The sequence below is a fragment of the Stieleria varia genome, from assembly GCF_038443385.1.
GTDB classification, from domain to species: domain Bacteria; phylum Planctomycetota; class Planctomycetia; order Pirellulales; family Pirellulaceae; genus Stieleria; species Stieleria varia.
Genome location: NZ_CP151726.1, coordinates 3545828 through 3565160, shown reverse-complemented (window position 1 = coordinate 3565160; position 19333 = coordinate 3545828). Strand labels below are relative to the sequence as shown.

At 55.1% G+C, this 19333-nt stretch carries 14 protein-coding genes; 12 read left to right on the top strand and 2 right to left on the bottom strand.

From position 1 onward, the window contains the following. The first annotated feature begins 1 nt into the window (after position 1). The 12 genes from Pla52nx_RS11765 to Pla52nx_RS11710 all read left to right on the top strand — a co-directional run bounded on the left by Pla52nx_RS11765 (position 2) and on the right by Pla52nx_RS11710 (position 14233). On the top strand, positions 2 to 1453 hold the full coding sequence (locus tag Pla52nx_RS11765) for a DUF1501 domain-containing protein (protein WP_146520168.1): 1452 nt from the start codon (positions 2 to 4) through the stop codon (positions 1451 to 1453). Between the two features lie 135 nt (positions 1454 to 1588). After that, positions 1589 to 3478: a hypothetical protein gene (locus Pla52nx_RS11760; protein WP_146520169.1), complete on the top strand. Its 1890-nt coding sequence runs from the start codon at positions 1589 to 1591 to the stop codon at positions 3476 to 3478. Between the two features lie 52 nt (positions 3479 to 3530). Then, complete coding sequence (locus tag Pla52nx_RS11755; protein ID WP_146520170.1) at positions 3531 to 5603, top strand: S9 family peptidase; 2073 nt, start codon at positions 3531 to 3533, stop codon at positions 5601 to 5603. 203 nt (positions 5604 to 5806) lie between these two features. Then, complete coding sequence (locus Pla52nx_RS11750) at positions 5807 to 6379, top strand: hypothetical protein (RefSeq protein WP_146520171.1); 573 nt, start codon at positions 5807 to 5809, stop codon at positions 6377 to 6379. Positions 6380 to 6449: 70 nt separating this feature from the next. Further along, the gene (locus Pla52nx_RS11745; protein ID WP_197454598.1) at positions 6450 to 6713 is read left to right on the top strand and encodes a hypothetical protein; all 264 of its coding nucleotides are present in this window, start codon (positions 6450 to 6452) and stop codon (positions 6711 to 6713) included. Between the two features lie 43 nt (positions 6714 to 6756). After that, positions 6757 to 8298, top strand: a complete 1542-nt coding sequence (locus tag Pla52nx_RS11740; protein WP_146520173.1) for a right-handed parallel beta-helix repeat-containing protein — start codon at positions 6757 to 6759, stop codon at positions 8296 to 8298. A gap of 835 nt (positions 8299 to 9133) precedes the next feature. Next, positions 9134 to 9532, top strand: coding sequence for a YciI family protein (locus tag Pla52nx_RS11735; RefSeq protein ID WP_146520174.1), 399 nt, complete (start codon positions 9134 to 9136; stop codon positions 9530 to 9532). Between the two features lie 112 nt (positions 9533 to 9644). Continuing rightward, positions 9645 to 10490, top strand: coding sequence for a YciI family protein (locus Pla52nx_RS11730; protein WP_146520175.1), 846 nt, complete (start codon positions 9645 to 9647; stop codon positions 10488 to 10490). Beyond that, a complete protein-coding gene (locus tag Pla52nx_RS11725; protein ID WP_146520176.1) occupies positions 10487 to 10840 on the top strand; it encodes a YciI family protein in 354 nt (117 codons plus the stop codon). The genes Pla52nx_RS11730 and Pla52nx_RS11725 overlap by 4 nt, the downstream gene beginning before the upstream one ends. Before the next feature lie 49 nt (positions 10841 to 10889). Next, positions 10890 to 11360, top strand: coding sequence for a VOC family protein (locus Pla52nx_RS11720; RefSeq protein WP_146520177.1), 471 nt, complete (start codon positions 10890 to 10892; stop codon positions 11358 to 11360). After that, the gene (locus tag Pla52nx_RS11715) at positions 11357 to 12610 is read left to right on the top strand and encodes an RNA polymerase sigma factor (protein ID WP_146520178.1); all 1254 of its coding nucleotides are present in this window, start codon (positions 11357 to 11359) and stop codon (positions 12608 to 12610) included. The genes Pla52nx_RS11720 and Pla52nx_RS11715 overlap by 4 nt, the downstream gene beginning before the upstream one ends. A 165-nt stretch (positions 12611 to 12775) precedes the next feature. Beyond that, positions 12776 to 14233 carry a sulfatase gene (locus Pla52nx_RS11710; protein ID WP_146520179.1) on the top strand — a complete coding sequence of 486 codons (1458 nt, stop codon included), beginning with the start codon at positions 12776 to 12778 and terminating at the stop codon, positions 14231 to 14233. Between the two features lie 293 nt (positions 14234 to 14526). Here Pla52nx_RS11710 and Pla52nx_RS11705 read toward each other — a convergent pair whose 3' ends face one another. Both Pla52nx_RS11705 and Pla52nx_RS11700 read right to left on the bottom strand, forming a co-directional pair. Continuing rightward, entirely contained in the window at positions 14527 to 16020 is a 1494-nt protein-coding gene (locus tag Pla52nx_RS11705; RefSeq protein ID WP_231741995.1) for a DUF7133 domain-containing protein, read from the bottom strand. 8 nt (positions 16021 to 16028) lie between these two features. Continuing rightward, positions 16029 to 18833, bottom strand: a complete 2805-nt coding sequence (locus Pla52nx_RS11700; RefSeq protein WP_146520180.1) for a c-type cytochrome — start codon at positions 18831 to 18833, stop codon at positions 16029 to 16031. Positions 18834 to 19333 lie beyond the last annotated feature (500 nt).

Genomic DNA, 19333 nt, shown 5'->3' with positions numbered 1-19333 from the left:
CATGGATCCACGAATCGAATCAAGACGCAACTTGCTGCTCAAATCGGGCTACGGTCTCGGCGGGATCGCATTGTCTTCGCTGTTGGGTGGTGCTGCAATGAATGCCCAGGCACGCGGGATATCGAATCCGGGACTACCTCGTTTTCCAAACTTTGCCCCCAAAGCAAAGCGGATCATTTATCTGTTCATGGCTGGCGGTCCGAGTCACATCGACACGTTTGACTACAAGCCGGAAATGCGCAAATTTCACGGCGAAGAGTTGCCCGAGTCGGTTCGGCAAGGTCAACGATTGACGGGGATGACGAGCGGCCAGAAATCGTTTCCATGCGTAGCACCGATGTTCGAGTTCGAGCGTTTCGGCAACCACGGGACTTGGGTCAACAAAGAACTGCTGCCAAATGTTGCCGGTATCGTGGATGACATCACGATCGTCAAATCGATGCACACCGAAGCGGTGAATCACGACCCGGCGATCACGTACATCAACACGGGCGTCCAGCAGCAAGGCAAGCCGGCGTTGGGGGCTTGGTTGAGCTACGGCCTAGGCAGCGAGAACGACAACATGCCCGCGTACATCGTGATGATTTCAAGAGGTCGTGGTCAATTACAGGCGTTGTACGATCGACTTTGGGGTTCGGGTTTCTTGCCCGCCCGACACCAGGGCGTCAAGTTGCGTAGCAGCGGCGAACCCGTGCTGTATCTGAATAATCCGCCCGGCATCCCACGTGAAGCTCGCCGCGACATGCTGACAGGACTCGGGGAGCTGAACCAAGTCGCTTACGACAAGTTTGCCGATCCTGAGACGCAGGCACGGATTTCACAGTATGAGATGGCCTTTCGCATGCAGAGCGAAGTTCCCGAATTGATGGACGTTGGACAAGAGACGGCACACGTGCGAAGTTTGTATGGTGACGCCGTCGATACGCCCGGTAGCTTTGCACGCAACTGCTTGCTGGCACGGCGGATGGTCGAGAAAGGTGTTCGCTATGTCCAACTCTTTCATCGCGGATGGGATCAACACGGTTCATTGCCGTCCAAGATTCGTCAGCAATGTTCCGACATCGACCAACCTGCCGCGGGGCTGATAAAAGACTTAAAGCAACGTGGTATGCTCGACGACACGTTGGTGATTTGGGGTGGCGAGTTCGGGCGTACGATTTATTCGCAAGGCAACCTGACCAAAGACGATCACGGCCGCGATCACCACGGACGTTGCTTTACGATCTGGATGGCGGGTGCGGGGATCAAGCGTGGGTTTGAATACGGGATGACCGACGACCACAGCTACAATATTCTCGACGACACCGGCGTCCATATCCGCGATCTCAACGCAACGATCTTGCATCAGTTGGGAATCGATCACAACAAGTTGACCTTCAAGTTCCAGGGGTTGGATCAACGCCTGACCGGAGTGGAAGAACCTGCTCGTGTTGTGAAAGAAATCCTGGCGTAACTCGAGCCGTGATTCCCCGTAATGGGATTCGCCAGAATTCCCCTGACCCGGGTTTCTCTGGCTTACAAGTCGAGGAAATTCTGGCGAATCCCACTACGTCTCTTACCCTCATCCCGTCTCATCTACAGAAGTCTGATGCTCAAGAATACCTCTCTCGTGACGTTCCTCTGTCTGCTGACCGCGTTCATCGCAGACATCGGACTTGCCCAGAACGCTCGAATGCCGCGTGAGGATGTCATTGACGTACCTGCGATCAGCGAAGGCTTATGCGTCAGCAATGTATTCCAATCCAACATGGTTCTACAACGCGATAAACCCATCGTCATTTGGGGATGGGCGGACGCCGGTGAAAACGTCACGGTCTCGCTAGCTGATCAGGAACAAACGGCAACGGCTGCGGAAGACCGAACTTGGAAAGTGTCATTGCCTGCGATGGCAGTCAACACCGAACCGCAGACGATGACGGTCAGAGGCGCCAGCCAAACGCTGACGCTGAACAACATTTTGATCGGCGACCTTTGGGTGTTGGGTGGTCAGAGCAACATGGAATTCCCGTTGGACCGGGTCGAAAACGGCGAGCTAGAAATCATCTCGGCTCACTACCCCAACATTCGAATCCTGACCGTTCCAGCGATGAACGGACCGGATCAAAAGGAGGGCTTCGCTCGACTGCACGAATGGAGCGACTGGTTCGGACGTCATTATCGCAAAGGTGACTGGGACGAATGCTCCCCCGAGATCGTCCGCGAACTTTCCGCGATCGGATACGTGTTTGCTCGACGCATTCATATGGCTTCCCAGGTGCCCATGGGAGTGATCGATGCATCACGCGGTGGGACCACCGTGGAGACATGGACGCCCGATGCGGTGCTGAGAAAAATCGATTCGCCGCAGGTCAAGACGGTCCTGCAAGAGTGGGATCAGAAAGTTGCGGCCTGGGATTCCCAAGCCGATCTGGAGCAACGCATTGCGAACCATCGACAAAAGGTTGAGCGATTCAAGAAGGAAGGCCGCGAGATGCCAGCAGGCGAGACCGAGCCGACCGATCTGCGTCCCGGCCCCGCGATGGATCAGAATCGTCCCGGCAACTGTTTCGCCAGCATGATCGGTCCGTTATCGGGACTCAAAATCAAAGGAGCCATCTTTCACCAAGGCTACAACAATTGCTTTAACGGAACCGAGGGAACGATCATGTACCGCTATGTGTTTCCTGAAATGATCGCTTCCTGGCGGGCGGCGTTTGACGATCCCGACATGCCCTTTGGAATCCTATCTCTCTGTACCGAAGGAAACGTGCAGACGCTGGAGAACTACTGTGAGATGATGGCCAATCCGGGGCCCTTTATCCGAGAAGCTCAGTATCAAACATTCTTGGACCTTTACAACGCGGGCGACAAAAACATCGGCTTTACCAGTACCTACGACCTGCGTCGCCGTTGGTACCACCCTCAGCTAAAGATCCCAGCCGGAGAACGCATCGCTCGTTGGGCGCTGGCGACTCAGTATGGTTTCGAAAGATCGATTCGCTGGAAACCGCCGATGGTGACGAGCATCAACGTCGCTGACGACCATATTGAGTTGCATTTGGATGAACCGGCAAGCGCGGTTGACGATGGCGGCCCGATTCTTGGGTTTGCAGTGGCAGGCGAAGACAGAAAGTTTCACCCTGCCGAAGCCGAGCATCTCGTAACCGGCAAGAATGATCGCGGGCAGCCGCAAACGGACAAGAAGGTCTTGGTGCTGAGCAGTCCCATGGTCGCCCATCCGATTCACTATCGCTACGCTTGGGGACGCAGTCCGCTGGGTAACCTGCAAGCCGAACGCGTGACGGACATCCCCTTTGCCACGCAACGCAGCGACGATTGGTCACTGGAGAATGTTCCTCTGGGTGTACACGAGGAAGAGATCACAACGAAGCTGGACAGTCAGCAGCAACGCAAGCTACTCGATGCGCTTCGAAAACAGGACGTTGAACGGATTCTGCGGCAAGCAGAGGAGCTGAAGGCGGTCGCAGGTGGCGACTGAATGCATTCGCTGTTGCTCAAGACATTGCATCTATTCTCTTGGTACTATCCGAATGAATCGAATACTTACTCTGCCATCCGTTCTATCGGCCGTCATGCTGCTGTGTGGGCTCACCGATCTTTCGGCTCAGCAAATGCCGCAGGCGTGGGTTGACGGGACGACATTGGAACGTCTGAAATCCGTGTACGAGCGTAACGAGTTCCGTGCGGATGATTTTGAGGCGACTTGGTTACCGGACAGCAGCGGATATGCGCTCCTGCAAAAGGAACCAGGTTCAGGAAAGTCGACCACGATTTACTATAACGTCGAAACGGGAAAGCCGTTCGATTCGCATCCGAACGTGGAACAATCCCCCAATCCACGCCGATTGATTTCGCCAGACGGAACACTCAAGCTGGAGTTTCAAGACCGCGATGTGTTTGTGCGAAACCTGGAAACGGACAACGTCACGCGTCTGACGAATCGCGCACCTGATCGTGACATTTCGTTTCGCGGCTTGAGTTGGTGTGCCGACGGAAAGCACGTTTCGATCATTGAAACCGATCAGACGGACGTCAAGCAACGATCCATGCTGGTCCCTGGTGATCCATCCTATCCAGGGATTAGGGAGCAACGGTTCGCACGCGTGGGCGGACAGATTGCAACACATCGAGTTGGGATCATCGATGTCGAGTCCAGGAATTTGCTGTGGTTGGCCATCGAGTCCCCGGACGAAGGGTTCTATCTGGGAATGGTGGAATGGGTGGAGGACTCGCAAGAACTGCTCATCGAGCGACTGAGTCGCTCTCGTGACGTCCGTGAGTTTTTTCTCGCGACGCCCGATGGCGAAATGAAACGGATCTTTCATGAAACGGATCCCGCTTGGGTCGTGGCCAGTCAAGGGAAAAACTCGGGGCTGGTTTGGATTCGCGACGGCAAAGAGTTCATCGTGATCAGCGAGAAAGACGGCTGGCGACACGCCTTTGTTTATTCGCGCGACGGCGAAGAGTTGTCACTACTGACCCCGGGTGAATACGACCTCATCGATCGCGCGATCGTCGATGAAGCCAACGGTTGGTACTACTTCTACGCTTCTCCTCAAAATGCAACCGAAAAGTACCTGTATCGAGTTTCTTTGGATGGTTCCGGCGAGTCACAACGGATCACGCCACCTAATCAGCCGGGAACTCATGACTACGATTTTTCACCTGATGCGAAGTGGGCATTTCACACGGTATCGACTTTTGACACACCGCCGATCGTTGAACTGGTTGAGATGGCAGGGCATCGAACCATCGCAGTTGTGCAGTCCAACGAAGAGCTGCACCAGTTGGCGAATTCCGTCGTGCATCATCCGACCGAATTCTTGCAGCTTGATATCGGTAACGAAGTCAGCATGGACGCTTGGATGATCAAACCCAAGGATTTCGACGAATCAAAACGGTACCCTGTCTTTGTTTATGTGTACGGCGAACCGCATGCCCAGACCGTGCTGAACAGTTGGGGCGCTGGGCAAAGTCACTTTTTGCGAGTTGTCGCCGATCTTGGATATTTGGTGGTGTCCATCGACAACCGTGGCACGCCGGCGCCCAAAGGTGCCGATTGGCGACGAGCGATTTTCGGCAGTCTGGGGCCACTGTCGACCGACGAGCAAGCCGCGGGCTTGAAAGAATTGGGGCGTCTCCGATCCTTCGTTGATCTTTCGCGTGTGGGCATCTGGGGCTGGAGTGGTGGCGGATCGAACACGCTGAACGCGATGTTTCGCAAACCGGACGACTATCACGTCGGGATTGCGGTCGTCCCCAAACCGCAACCGCATCTCTACAACGCATGGTTCCAGGAGATCTACATGCGGACCCGAGAGTCGAACCCGGACGGCTACCAGCGATCGGCTCCCATTCATTTTGCCGAAGGTCTGAAGGGCAAGCTATTGATCGTGACCGGATCGGGAGAGACCAATACGCACATCCAAATCATCGAAGGGCTTGTCGATCGGCTGATCGAACTGGGGAAACCGTTCGACTACATGGTGTATCCCAACCGCGATCACGGGCTGAGAGAGGGCACCGGAACGCTGGTTCATGTGAGAATGTTGATCACGCGGTATTTGCTGCAGAACCTGCCAGCAGGACCACGAGCAAGGTAGTGCCGTGAGCGTGAATTGGCATTGATTGGAAACGAGTCAGATACCAGCACGAAGCGCAAGCGAGTGAATAGAACGCTATGAATCACCCGCTTGCGCGTCGTGCTGGTTTCCAAGCTCAACTCGCGATTTTGGCAACAGATTGGCGAGACCTTCACAGAATGTGCGATTCACCAGACAACCAACTCAGCAATAGGAATCTTTTCATGTCCATCGTTCGCACAGCGTTTGCATTGCTGCTGTTGTTTTCTGGGTTGGCGTCCGCTGCCACCGCAGACCAACCGGTGGAGGTCGAGCTCAAATCCTGGAACCAAGCCGAGCGCAGCGTTGAACTGATTTTCCGCGGTGAAAGGCGAACGATCCCGCTGGCGGACAACGTGCGCGTCATTGTCAATGGCGAGGACGCGAACCTGAGCACGATGCCGGCCAACCGTCCAGCGTCCGTCGTATTCGACAAGGCCACTGCCGCAATCACCAGCATCGAGATCGTGTCGGTCAAGGACAAGCCAGCCGCTATGGCGGCGTTGAATCGATCGGGCGCTCACATCAGACGTGATGCGTCGGGAAATGTTGTCGAAGTCACTTCACGGATGGTCAAGGATCGCTCCAAGATGACGGACGCATGGCTTGCGAGCGTTGACTGGCAGGGACTTCCCTACGTCACGGTCGTCGGTCTCAATTTCACCCCGGTCACAGATGCGGGACTGCGCCACTTGGAAAAAGTTCAACGCCTCCAAGACTTGTCGGAACGGGGAGAAGATTACCAGCAGGAGTTTTGACTTTATCAGCAAACTTCCCTTATTAGAAGAGCTTCGGCTCAGCGACAATCGCAAGATCACCGACGATGCGATGAAGCGAATCAAAGAAATCAAGAGTCTGACGCGATTGGATATGAACGGAACTTTGGTCACTGATTCCGGACTGATGCACTTGAGCAGCATGCCGCAATTGCAGCAACTGCAGGTTGGGGGAACGAAGGTCAGCGACACGAGTGTCGAATACATCCTGGGCTTAACCGAACTGGAAATGCTGAACATCAGTGGAACTCGTGTCAGCGATGCCGGCTTGCGATCCCTAAGATCGCTGAAAAAGCTAAACAAAATCATCAAGTAAACCTCATGGTGACATTCACCAGATTTGATTCCGCGATGAATGCATGGTGAAATCAAATGCAACGAATGCAACTCACTTCAAACCAGAACCTGCGAGTCAGGCGAGCGTCCAAATGGTTCGAATACTTTTATCTTGTTCGTTGATTTTCATGTGCACCGGTGTAGCTACCTTGCACGCGAGAACTCTGCGTGTTCCAAAGGATTTTCAATCGATTCAGAGTGCAATTGACTCTGCGGAGGCCACTGACGTGGTCCTCGTCGAACAGGGGACCTATCACGAACGAATCGTTCTGAAACCGGGAGTGATACTGCGAAGTGCAGGAGACGATACGCTTGGCAAACTGGGATTGGCAAGGGTGGAAGCAACCATCGTCGATGGTGCTTTACCAGCGAACCATCGCAACGTGGACATGGCAGGTATCACGATGGCCGAGGATGCGGTCTTGGACGGATTTACAATCATCGGCGTCGGCATATATGACGACAAGAAGTGGCAACAACACCATGAAACTCAGGGGAATGACCAGAGCCACGAACACATCGGTGCGTTGGGAACACCCGGGATTTCCATCGTCGGCATCGACTGCGAGGTTCGCAACAACATCGTGCATCACATCGGGTATACCGGGATCGCCATCCAGGGGACCGAGCAACGGCGATGCTCTCCGCTGATCGAAGGTAACATTTGCTACCGAAACATGGGCGGAGGAATCGGTTCCATGCACAAGTCGACGGCAGTGATCAGAAAGAACATCTGCTTCGAGAACTTCTACGCCGGTATTGGCAATGACGATGCAAGTCCACTGATCGTTGAAAACAAGTGTTACGAGAACATCCGTGCGGGAATCGGTATCAGCGAAGAGTCTTGCCCGGTGGTACGAGGCAATCAGTGTTACCGAAACCGACGTTCTGGCATCGGTTCACGGACACTGGCGACGACACGCCCGGTCATCGAAGACAACGACTGCTATGAGAACGAAATGGCAGGCATTGGAGCAGAAGAGAATTCCGCTCCCGTGATTAGCAAAAACCGCTGCTACCGAAACCGTCTCGCGGGGATCGGTATCCGATCTCACGCCATGGCAACAATTGTCGGAAATGAATGCTACGAGAACGGAACGGTCGGGATCGGCCATGAAAGCGATTCCATCACCACCTTGATCGGTAACCATTGCCACGACAACCTTGAAGCCGGCATTGGCTTTTCCGAGTGTCGTGAGGGCCGGTCAAGCTTGATCGAGAACCGTGTCATCGACAATGCCAAGGTCGCGATCGGAGTAAGAGAAGGCTGGCACGTCACCGCGTTGAGAAATGAACTGTCGCGCGAAGGCGGAATGCCACCGATCGTGATGATCTTTTCCGGCAGCCAGGCCTACTTCCTTGACAACACGGTCCGAGGAAGCGGTGTTGCCGGAATCCGCGTGGCTGGAGAATTAAACGCCGTGGGCAACACGATTGTTTGTTCGCAGCCCCGCGGCGGAGGGCCTCCAAACAACGGAATTTGGGCGTTGCCGGGATCAAGGGTTTCGTCACGAAACAACCAGTTCGTCGGCTGGCGTCAGGATCTCGCGACGCCCAAGGAATGATTTCGTCGCGACGACATCAACTGTCGTTCGCGCGCAATCATCAAGCGAAAAACAAGTGTCGCCAGTTCAATCTGAGGATCATCGCTACGCCCGACTCTGGCAAATGAACTGGACAAGTTTTCCACGCGCGATGTCGAGCATTGTTGACGTCAGACGGACGTGCGTCTTTTGGATTCAGTGTTCCCTCTTCGTACGGCGAAGTTAATAACACTGGTGTCCGGATCGTGATGGAGAGTGCTGACTTTGTGAACCGCAAAGCACTAGACGGGATGAATCACGCGATCCGCTACAGTCTTTGCAATACCTTTGCACGAAACGAGTTTCGTGGACTGGTACGAAACAGACTGCGTCTATCTGCCGCCACGCGATCGAGAGCGTCCCCTCTAGCATGGTGGTGTTACCAAACGTTCGGCGGTGTCATATGCTCTGAGCCGCTGGCGGTCAGGCCACGGGTACTACACACTGAAACGGAGACTCGATACGCAAAGACCCGGCCGCTTACGCGTCGCGGCTCACGGCGTTTGGTAGAGTCACACGTTTCTATCGCGCTGCGGCTCGTGAATAATCCGGGCTAGCCGCGGGCCCAATGGTGTTGACGAAACCCTTCGAGGCCCGTGGCTAGCGCCATCGGCTCACAGGGATAGAGGCCCGTGGCTAGCGCCATCGGCTCACAGGGATAGCGGAACACGACTAGGCCAGCAGTCTCCGATTGCGAGTGGGCGGCGATGTTCCAAGTTTTTTCTACCAAGTGTCGATTGGCTCATCATCCAATCGACTACCTTCCAGAACAGCGTCAGTTGGTCAAGCAATCACTCCATCCCAACAAAGAGAAATCATGAAGTTTGTCTGCCTAGGGTACCTTGACGAGTCGAAATGGGAGGGCATGTCCGAGGAGGAAGGTCGAAAAATGATGGAGGAGTGCTTTGCCTACGACGACGAGTTGCGTCGGGGCGGGCATTTCCTCGGCGGCGAAGCATTGCAGTCAGCGAAAAACGCGGTGACTCTGCGCGCCAAGAATGGTGGTGTGGATGTTGCAGACGGCCCTTTCGCTGAGACCAAGGAAATGCTCGGTGGCATCCTGCTGCTGGAGGCTCGTGACCTGAATCACGCGATCTCGCTGATGTCTCAACATCCGGGCGTCAAAATGGGGCCCTTCGAAATCCGACCAGCGGACGAACAGATCAACCAGATGATTGAGGAGCGAAACGCGGCCTTTGAGAAACGGGATTGTTGAGAGAGTTTGGTGGGAAATTCTGGCGAATCCCATTACGTGGAGTGTTACGTGATGCCGCGTCAGGTGCCGTGTACAGTTTGTCTAACTATCTAAGAACCGAGGAAATCAATCGATGAGAGTCATGGTCATCGTCAAGGCGACGAAAGGGTCGGAGGCGGGCGAAATGCCCAGCATGGAGTTGATGACGGCAATGGGGCAGTTCAACGAAGAACTGGTCAAGGCAGGCATCATGAAAGCAGGCGACGGGCTGAAACCGAGTTCAGAAGCCAAGCGAGTTCGATTTCACGGTCAGCAACGAACCGTTACTGACGGCCCCTTTACAGAAACACGTGAGCTGATCGCAGGTTTTTGGATCTGGGAAGTCGCATCAATGGACGAAGCGATCCAGTGGGTGAAACGATGTCCGAATCCGATGATGGAAGATTCCGATATCGACATCCGTCCGATCTTTGAAATGGAGGACTTTGCCGAGGCGGACCCGCAAGGAACGATTCGCGAGCAGGAGGATTCGCTGCGACAGAAGCTTTCGTTGCAGGGCTCATCGGTTCAGCCCTATCTGTTCTTCGGCGGTCGATGTGAAGAGGCACTTCAGTTCTACCAGTCTGCCCTCGGTGCAACCGTCCTGATGAAAATGCGTTTCAATGAGACGCCAGATCCGACTCCCGAGGGCATGCTACAGCCCGGTTTCGAGGACAAGATCATGCACGCATCCTTTACCGTCGGCGCGATGACCCTGATGGCGTCCGATGGTTGCAACGACCAATCCAAATTCGACGGATTTCGTTTGGCACTGTCCGTCCCCACAGAGGAAGCCGCTGATGCTGCGTTCAATGCGTTGGCTGACGGCGGTACGGTGGACATGCCCCTGACCAAGACTTTTTGGTCGCCCCGATACGGGATGGTCACCGACCCGTTCGGTGTCGCTTGGATGGTGATGGTTCCAGGAGAAACGCCATGAAATACATGCTGCTGATTTACGGCGTGGAGGACGGCTGGACAGAAGACGAACGCCGGGAGTGTATGATCGAATCGATGGCGATCAGCGAAGAACTTGAAAAGGAAGGCAAGTGGATTGCATCTGCTCCGCTGCACAGCGTCTCCACCGCAACCAGTGTTCGAGTTCGCGGTGGGCAACGCCAAGTCACCGATGGGCCGTTCGCTGAAACAACGGAGCAGTTGGGGGGCTACTACATCATCGACGTGGATAACTTAGACGAAGCGATCAAGATCGCAGAAAGGTTACCGCCGGCGAAAAAGGGAACGGTAGAGATCCGCCCCCTGTTTCCGCTACCTGAGGTTCTGGAGTAGTCCACTACAAAAAACAACGGTTATCATTTCCATTCACCACAGGCTTCAAATGCAACTACAGCAAAAGATCACACCGTTTTTTACGTATCCGGATTGCGCTCAGCAGGCCGCGGAGTTTTATGTTTCCGTGCTGCCCGATTCAGCGATCGTGCGTACCGTTCGCAATCCGGCGAATGACGCGATTCTGACGGTTGAATTCGAGCTTTGTGGAATGAAGTTTGTGGCATTGAATGCGGGGCAGGACTGGAAGTTCACCGAAGCGTTTTCGCTTTCTGTGGCATGCGACGACCAACAAGAACTGGATGATTTATGGGAAAAACTGCAAGCCGACGGCGGTAGCGAACTTGCCTGCGGATGGTTGAAAGACCGGTTCGGCATGTGTTGGCAAATCGTCCCCGCTCAGTTAAGCAGGTGGTTGGATTCGGGAAAGCCGGAAAACATCCAGCGGATGTTCGAGTCCGTTTGGAGCATGAAAAAGCTCGATATCGCAACGTTGCAGGCAGCGTTTGACGGAACATGATGACTGCGGAAATCGTCGACAATATCTACCGATTCGAGTCAAGGAAAGTGTTTGCGACACTGGTCCGCGTACTTGGCGATTTCGACTTGGCCGAAGAAGCGATGCATGACGCATTTGCAGCGGCTCTCCAGCAATGGCCACAACAAGGCGTGCCAGAAAATCCGACTGCTTGGCTGATCTCAGCCGGACGCTTCAAAGCGGTCGATGCGATCCGCCGCCGCGCTCGTCTGAGCGAACTGCATCCCGATCTCTCGCGGCGCATCGCCGAGATTGAATCCGCCAACCAGTTGCTCGCCCAGCGTGACATCGAAGACGATCGCCTGAGATTGATCTTCACCTGCTGTCACCCTGCAATCGATCCTAAGGTGCAAGTTCCGTTGACCTTGCGTGAGGTGTGTGGGTTAACAACGGAAGAGATCGCCAGAGCGTTCCTGATTTCGCCCGCCACGATGGCCCAGCGGATCGTTCGCGGCAAAGCCAAGATTCGTGATGCTGGTATCCCTTTCGCGATTCCATCATTGACTGAATTGCCGGCGAGGATGGACTCGGTCTTGTCGGTGATCTATCTCGTGTTCAACGAAGGCTATTGTGCGTCAATCGGAGATAGCCTGACCAGGGTAGATTTGTCGGATGAGGCGATTCGGCTGGCGAGACTGTTGGTCCAGCTCTGCGAGGACCTTGAGGCCAATGATCCAGAAGCAAAGGGGTTGCTCGCGCTGATGTTGCTGCATGAATCACGTCGGAATGGCCGCATCGACGAAGAAGGAAACATTGTGCTGCTGGAAGCCCAAGATCGCACTTTGTGGGATCAAAAACTGATTGCCGAGGGGAGGGCTTTGGTGGAGCAATCGCTTCGCTCCAGACGGTTTGGTGCGTACACGATTCAAGCGGCGATTTCAGCGGTCCACTCGGTCGCGCCGACGGCGAGCGACACCGACTGGTCGCAGATCGTAGCGTTGTACGATGTCTTGCTGAGGATCGAGAATTCACCGGTCGTGGAACTCAACCGAGCCGTCGCAATTGCCATGCGAGACAACGTCGCGTCGGGTTTGGAAATCATCGATACTCTGCTCGCGAGTGGTGAGTTGCAAGATTACTACTTGGCCCACTCGGCTCGCGGCGAGTTTCTCAAAAGGCTGGGACGCAATCAGGAAGCGAAGTCTGCGTTCGAAAAGTCACTGGCATTGGCAAAGCAGGAACCAGAACAACGATTCTTGAGAAAACAGATCGCGTTGGTATCGGGGGATTAAGAAACCAGTGTTCCCATAGCGATCTGTGCGACCGCACGGCTATCAGACCATCGTGCTCACGTCGGGCAGATCCGAACTGCCTCGCCCAACGAGTCAGGTTTTGTCTAGAATGTGGAGGACCATCATCGTCCCGGTGCCGCCCTCTCCTTTCTCAACGAATCCGTCATGCGTCAAACACTCCTACTGCTTCTTTCCCTGATTGCTACGGTTGCGTCCGCCGAGCGGCCGAACATCATTTTGATCTTTGCCGATGACCTTGGCTGGAAAGACGTCGGGTATCAAGGCAGTTCGTTTTGCGAGACACCCGTGCTGGACGAGTTAGCGAAACAGGGGATGGTGTTTTCCAATGCTTATGCAGCCGCTGGGAATTGCGCGCCGAGTCGAGCTTGTTTGCTGTCCGGGAACTACACGCCACGTCACCACGTTTATGCAGTGGGTAGTACGAATCGGGGAAACCAACTGCAACAACGATTGATTCCCGTGCCGAACAAGGGCGGGCTTGCCGAATCAAACATCACGATCGCCGACGCGTTGAAGAACGCAGGCTACAAGACCGCCCATGTTGGCAAATGGCATCTCGACGGACCGGGCGGCGCAAAACCGTCTGATCAAGGATTCGATCTCACCTTTGACTCGTTCGGTGAAGGCAAGTTGAAGGAAGGTTCCGAGGGCAACAAAGCCGGATCTCCCAGTGACCCCAAAGGTGTGTTCGCCTTGACACGAAAAGCGATCGAGTTCATCGAAGCAAACAAGGAAGGACCGTTCTTTTGCTACCTGGCCCATCACGCCATCCACACTCCGCTGCAAGGACGCCCCGAATCGTTGCAGATGTTGGCGGCAAAGAATCCTGAGCTGAGCAAGGGGCAACTGATGTACGCCGCGTGCACCTACGACTTCGACGCCAGCGTCGGCATGTTGTTGGACAAGCTGCGGGAGCTGAAACTCGACGACAACACGCTGCTCGTTTTCACCAGCGATAACGGTGCCACGCAAGCATCGCCACAAGAGCCACTTCGCGGTAGCAAAGGCGGCTACTATGAAGGTGGCATCCGAGAACCTTTCATCGTGCGTTGGCCCGGAGTGACGAAGCCGGGCAGTGTTTGCGATGAACCTGTCATCAACGTGGACCTCTTTCCAACATTCCTGGCCGCAGCGGGGGCAACGACGGAGAAGACACTGGATGGCGAGAGCCTATTGCCACTGCTCCGAGGCGACGGGACCCTAAAACGCCAAGCGATCCATTGGCATTTTCCAGGATATTTGGACCGTCCGGTCATCCGTGGGCGCGAACTGGACGTGATGACGGGTTTCCGCAGTCGCCCGGTCAGCGTCATCCGCAAGGGTGACTGGAAACTTCATCTGTTTCTAGAAGAATGGCAGTTGGATGGAGGCCGCGAAGAAATCGCCACCAACCATGCGGTGGAGCTTTACAACCTGAAAGACGACATCGGCGAACACAACAACCTGGCGGCGTCGAATCCAGTCAAACGCGACGAGTTGTTGAACGACTTGCTGGCCTGGCATCAGTCCGTCGACGCGATCGTGCCGAGCGAACCGAATCCGAAATACGATCCGAACGCGCCGCAGAAGGTTCGAAAGAGTGGCAAAGGCAAAAAGAAGTGAATTTAACGTAAGCAGTCGACGCTTTGAAACATTTTGTTTGTTGTAACGCGGGACATACCAGCACGACGCGCAAGGGAGTGGACTTACGACTCACTCGCTCGCGCTTCGTGCTAGTATTTTAACAGTTAGAATGCTTCACAGCGTTGCCTGAGCCGCTGGCCGTAAGGCAACGGGTGGCGGCAGGTGAAAGGTATCGTGGGATGGAGAGAGACCCGGCCGCTTACGCGTCGCGGCTCACGGCGTTTGGTGGTGTCCTACGCCCTGAACTCCCTGAACCTGGATAACAGCCCAAATCAGTCGTGGGGGATTTCGTTGAGAGTGTAGTAGGCGTTTGCATGAAGGAGTGGACTGCTTTCTGCAGATCGCAACTTGGCAAAGTCGAACTCGTGGACGTGGCCCTGGACCAGACCATCGATTCGCAATCGAACGCTGAGACCATCGTCTGAAACCGTTGCTGCGGAAACCCTCGGCGTCGTCTGGTCGACTTCTGGGCTGCCGTAGCCTTGCTGATAGATGTGAGTGAACGTCGACAAAACGTAGCTTGCCGGATCAGCGGCAACGGTCGGATCAACCGGCTTCGTGAATGTGACCTGAAAACCATCCGACCGGGCGTTGATCTCTTTGACTTCGAAGGGCATCTTTCCGGTCCAGTCAAGTCGCTGCAGTGCGTAAGGACGCGGGCCACGCACCGGCCAGCCTCGGTTCGTCCCGCCGACGATCAAGTCTCCTTGGGGCGTGAACTGGCAGGCTAGCAAGCCCGTGGCGAGACCTTCGCGAAACGGATAGCAAGCGCCCTGCCAGACGCCGTTGACTTGTTCCGTGGTGGCTCGCATCATCACGCTGAGGCTGAAGTCGCCGATGAAGATTTGATTTTCAAAGGGTCCGAATTTTCCACCGGTGTGATCGACAGTGAAGCCTGAAATGGATCGCCCCATCTTGATGTACGGAAACACGACCGCGTAGGGAACGAGTTGCGGAACCCGCTTGCGTTCCAGCTCTAGTCTGGATCGCGTGTTGGGTTCGGTCGGCGCTGGTCCCATTTCGGGTGCCAGAGGATACCAATTGAAGCTCACGGGATGTCCCATGAAACCGCCGGGCTGTAGTACTTTCAGCGAACACGATCCGTTCCATGGTCCTTGGCTTTCGGCATAAAACATTACGCCGTGTTCGTTGGGTCCGATGCCGCAAGGACTCCGGATGCCGCTGCAAACGGGGTTCGTTTCTCCATCGGCAGTGACTTTCACACACCAGCCACGAAAGGGAACTTTGGAGCGATAGGACTCAGATAGACAGAGAGCGACCCAAGTGTTCCCGTCCGCATCGGGTTTCGAACCGAATGCGAACTCGTGATAGTGACGAAACCCCCAAGCGTCGCTGAGCGTTTGGAAATCATCCGCACGTCCATCGCCGTTCGTGTCCTTGATTCGTGTGACTTCGGTCTGTTGAGTCACCGTGAACGCGTCGTCGTGGAATGAGATCCCCATGACTTCGTCTAGTCCGGCGGCATATTGATGAAACGTCGTTTTGGGGTTCTCGTCAAACGCACCGTCGACGAGAAAGATTTCGCCTCGCCGGGTGCCGATGGCCAAGCGGTTGTCGGGCAGGACGTCGAAGCATCCGGCTTCCAATGCCATGCCATCGGGAAAGGGAACCTCGACGATTCGATAGTACTTCGCTTCCTCCTCCGCCGTTCCCCAGTACTCGCCAAGCGTTTCCGCATGGCAGCTAGCCAGCAGGTGAGCGCCGATGAAGGCAATCGCGATGCAAAGTGAAAAAAATTTCTTCATGGTCGTGTTTACCATCGGTATTCCAATGTCAATTCCGTGGGCGACTGTTCGATTGCAAGCGGGATGGTGAGTTGTTGGCCGTCCGTTGTTTCGGCGATCTTTCCATCATGGTCCTGATCGATCTGAACCGTCAGCCGATCGTCCACTCGGAACTTTCGCTCGTCTACTTGAACGATCGACTTGCCAGAAGCCGCTCGGAAAGCAAGTCCACCACGAGCAGACTTTGCCGTTAGCGACACCACACGTCGTAGGTAGGGCTGACCCGATGCCTCATCAACGGTGTCAACGAATCGATCGTGAACGTCAACTTCTGCGAAACGGTAACGGAACTCGGGACGCATCTTTTCGTCGAGTGAGTAGCCGCCGAAATGGTGATCGGGTGGGCGTTGCTCGTCCACTTGCCAGGGGCGTTCCGCATCGTCCAGGTCAGGGCCTTTTGCAAAGTTCATCAAGCTGTCACCCAGTGGGCGGACGTTGCCATGACCTTGGCTGCGCCACACGCCACCTGGGTCAGCAAATTTTCCTTTCCAAATCATCGCTAGCCGCATTTGTTCGGCATCGAACGCGATGTTCACTCCGAGCGGGTATCCGACACCGATTCCGCGTTTGCCGATGCCTGGATAGCTGCGTCGCAACATCACGGCTTCGTCGGTTGCCAGCAGTTCCAGAGGTTCATTGATCAGGCCCCGTGGCGTTCGTGCTTGTCGACCATCGAGCAAGTACTGCCAGACGGCTTCGATCTGCAGATTGGTATCACCGTCGAGAATGTCAGCCCGTAGAGAGCGCCCGCCGGGCCAAAAGGAAGGCATGATCGTGTTGGGGCTCAGTCGTTGGGGATCACGCATATAGTGGTAGAACCATTTCTTTTGCAGACGTTCTGCCATCTCCGTGAGATCGACGGCTGGCATGTTGGCTGACTTCTGCAGTTGAAACGTGTGGCATACGATGCAGTTGAGTCCGCTGGTGCCGACCAGCTCGGTGCCGACTTTCTTGATTTCTGTTTCGTCTTGAAAATCGGCGTACTGCACTTCCGGCAGTTGGTCGGTTTCGGCGAAGTCATCGACGAGATGAGCCACATTGTTGATTCCGAACTGTGGCATTCGCGTCAGCACGTACGGTCGAATCGCACGACCACTGGCCAAGACCTGACGCATCCACTGTGGATTGAGTTTCGCGCCAATGCCGGTCAATGTCGGAGGAATGCGTCCTTGCGGTCCAAGGTTCGGATCGGCCGTTTGGAAATGCGGATTGCGTTCATCGGACACGCCGCCCAATTCGCCTCGCTGATGACAGTTCACGCATCGAAACGCGGTGAGCGTCACGGCAACTTGATCGGGCGTGCTCAACTTGCGTTGTGGGTTGTCCAAAGCGGATTGAATGGCGGCGGTTTGATCTGGAGAAAGATCGAACATCGGCCACGGACCGGATTGGCCCGACAGGCATCCATTATTCCGGTTGACTTCCGCCAACGGCAACGAAGTAGGCTTCGCACCAGAACTTGGACTTGAGTGACCTGGACTTGAGTGACACGCAGCGCAACGGAGTTTATCGAACCGGGTTTTGCCGGCTTTCGCGAGGCTTTGGTTCAGGTCAAATGAGCTTTCCGATCGGGCGCCCTGTTCGTCGTGGTCGCTCATCAAGTAGTTGGCGATGTCAGTTGCTTCCCAATGGGTCAGCTTCATCTGTGGCATTCTGCCGGAGGGCCTGGACTGCAGCGGGTCCTTCAAGAACTCAACCAGTCCGGAGGTGCTGTACTTGTCCGCGATCGGCCCCAGGGGAACCGAGCTTTCGGCTAGCGTTTCGACGTGTGATTCATCGCGAGGAGAATGGCAGGCCACGCAACCGACGGTGTGGAACAGTTCGCCACCGCGTTGGGCAGCCGCTGCATCGACGGGTGTCGTTGCGAATGAGCGATCACTGAGAGAGACCAAATAGTGGGTGATTTCGGTCGCTGCGGCTTGACGTTCGTCGTCATTGAGAGACCGCATCACATCTGGCATCGTTGTGCCGGGTTTGACATGCAAGGGGTCCGCGATGAACCGCGCTAAATGCTCGGGTGAAATCCTGCCTGCGGACCACGAAAGCAAAGGAGCCGACTTGGCCGTCAACTGACTCTGAGCGGCATCATCTGAATGACACGCGGCGCAGTTGAACTCTTTGATTAGGACTTCGCCGAAAAGCTCTGGGCGAATCGACTGATGGGATGCGGATTTCGCAACAGCCACGTCTTTTCGTTTCGTTTCATTCAGCTCCATCAGATATCGAACCAGGTCCAGGAACTGCGAACGATCCTTGACCTGATCCATCAAGTTGTCGGGCATCGGCGAGATGATATTGGGTGAAATCGTATCGATGTCGTCTCGGTTGATCGTGATCCGCGGCAACTCGAACGATGGCACTTGCAAGGTCACGCTGTCTGCGTCTTGCTCCATCAATCTGCCCGTGACCACTTTGCCCGCATTGGTCAACACCGTGATCGACTCATAGCCCTTTCGGATTGTTTTGGAGGGTAACAATAAAGATTCAACCAGATGGGCGTCCGTCACGTCGTCTGGCATGACCGTCAGATCGGGTGCAAAGCGTTTTCCGTCAACCCCCGGTCCGTGGCATTTCGTACATGCAAGGTTTTGCTGAGTGAATAGGATCGCACCACGAATCGCGTTTCCTTTTTCTCGCGCCTCCCGAGTCAGCGTGTCGAGCGATTCGGACTTGAGAGTCTGAGTCAGCGACTGCGCATTTGCCGACGGACAATGGACACTACCGGCGGCGGACATCACGATCACAATACAGGTGACTGAAACAAACCGATTCATGGCCGGTTTCCTTTCCGAGGATTGACTTGTTTGCTCGCTGGGTTTCGTGTTGCGGACGACTCATTGTGGAGCACGAGCATTGTCTGCCCGAATGCATCACCCAGACGAACCCATTTTTTTGCTGATCCTGGGTATTGGTACACCACCAGATCACCTAGAAAAAATAGCTTCTGCAGTCGGGGATCAAGCGGCATGGCGGGGGCTTGCTGAAGGAGTGATTGGGGACGGAGCGAAACGGCTCCTATCGTACTCGCTATCACGATCATCAGGTGGTCGCTCGGAAATGCACAAGCGAAGGGAGAAAACGGGACGCCGACGCACAATCGCCGTTTCCCAGTCGGTTAGACTAGTGCCAAGATCGCGAGTTGAGCATTGATACCAGCACGAAGCGCAAGCGAGTGATTCACGGCGTTTTGTTCACTCGCTTGCGCTTCGTGCTGGTATTTGTATCGTTGCCAACCAAGTCAATTAAAAATCGCAGCACTAGTGTCTTCGCTCAG

What these genes read in the sequence shown, in the direction of transcription:
- Pla52nx_RS11765 (WP_146520168.1), top strand. Translation starts at nt 2, where the DNA reads ATGGATCCACGAATCGAATCAAGACGCAACTTGCTGCTCAAATCGGGC.
- Pla52nx_RS11760 (WP_146520169.1), top strand. Translation starts at nt 1,589, where the DNA reads ATGCTCAAGAATACCTCTCTCGTGACGTTCCTCTGTCTGCTGACCGCG.
- Pla52nx_RS11755 (WP_146520170.1), top strand. Translation starts at nt 3,531, where the DNA reads ATGAATCGAATACTTACTCTGCCATCCGTTCTATCGGCCGTCATGCTG.
- Pla52nx_RS11750 (WP_146520171.1), top strand. Translation starts at nt 5,807, where the DNA reads ATGTCCATCGTTCGCACAGCGTTTGCATTGCTGCTGTTGTTTTCTGGG.
- Pla52nx_RS11745 (WP_197454598.1), top strand. Translation starts at nt 6,450, where the DNA reads ATGAAGCGAATCAAAGAAATCAAGAGTCTGACGCGATTGGATATGAAC.
- Pla52nx_RS11740 (WP_146520173.1), top strand. Translation starts at nt 6,757, where the DNA reads ATGGTGAAATCAAATGCAACGAATGCAACTCACTTCAAACCAGAACCT.
- Pla52nx_RS11735 (WP_146520174.1), top strand. Translation starts at nt 9,134, where the DNA reads ATGAAGTTTGTCTGCCTAGGGTACCTTGACGAGTCGAAATGGGAGGGC.
- Pla52nx_RS11730 (WP_146520175.1), top strand. Translation starts at nt 9,645, where the DNA reads ATGAGAGTCATGGTCATCGTCAAGGCGACGAAAGGGTCGGAGGCGGGC.
- Pla52nx_RS11725 (WP_146520176.1), top strand. Translation starts at nt 10,487, where the DNA reads ATGAAATACATGCTGCTGATTTACGGCGTGGAGGACGGCTGGACAGAA.
- Pla52nx_RS11720 (WP_146520177.1), top strand. Translation starts at nt 10,890, where the DNA reads ATGCAACTACAGCAAAAGATCACACCGTTTTTTACGTATCCGGATTGC.
- Pla52nx_RS11715 (WP_146520178.1), top strand. Translation starts at nt 11,357, where the DNA reads ATGATGACTGCGGAAATCGTCGACAATATCTACCGATTCGAGTCAAGG.
- Pla52nx_RS11710 (WP_146520179.1), top strand. Translation starts at nt 12,776, where the DNA reads ATGCGTCAAACACTCCTACTGCTTCTTTCCCTGATTGCTACGGTTGCG.
- Pla52nx_RS11705 (WP_231741995.1), bottom strand. Translation starts at nt 16,020, where the DNA reads ATGAAGAAATTTTTTTCACTTTGCATCGCGATTGCCTTCATCGGCGCT.
- Pla52nx_RS11700 (WP_146520180.1), bottom strand. Translation starts at nt 18,833, where the DNA reads ATGAATCGGTTTGTTTCAGTCACCTGTATTGTGATCGTGATGTCCGCC.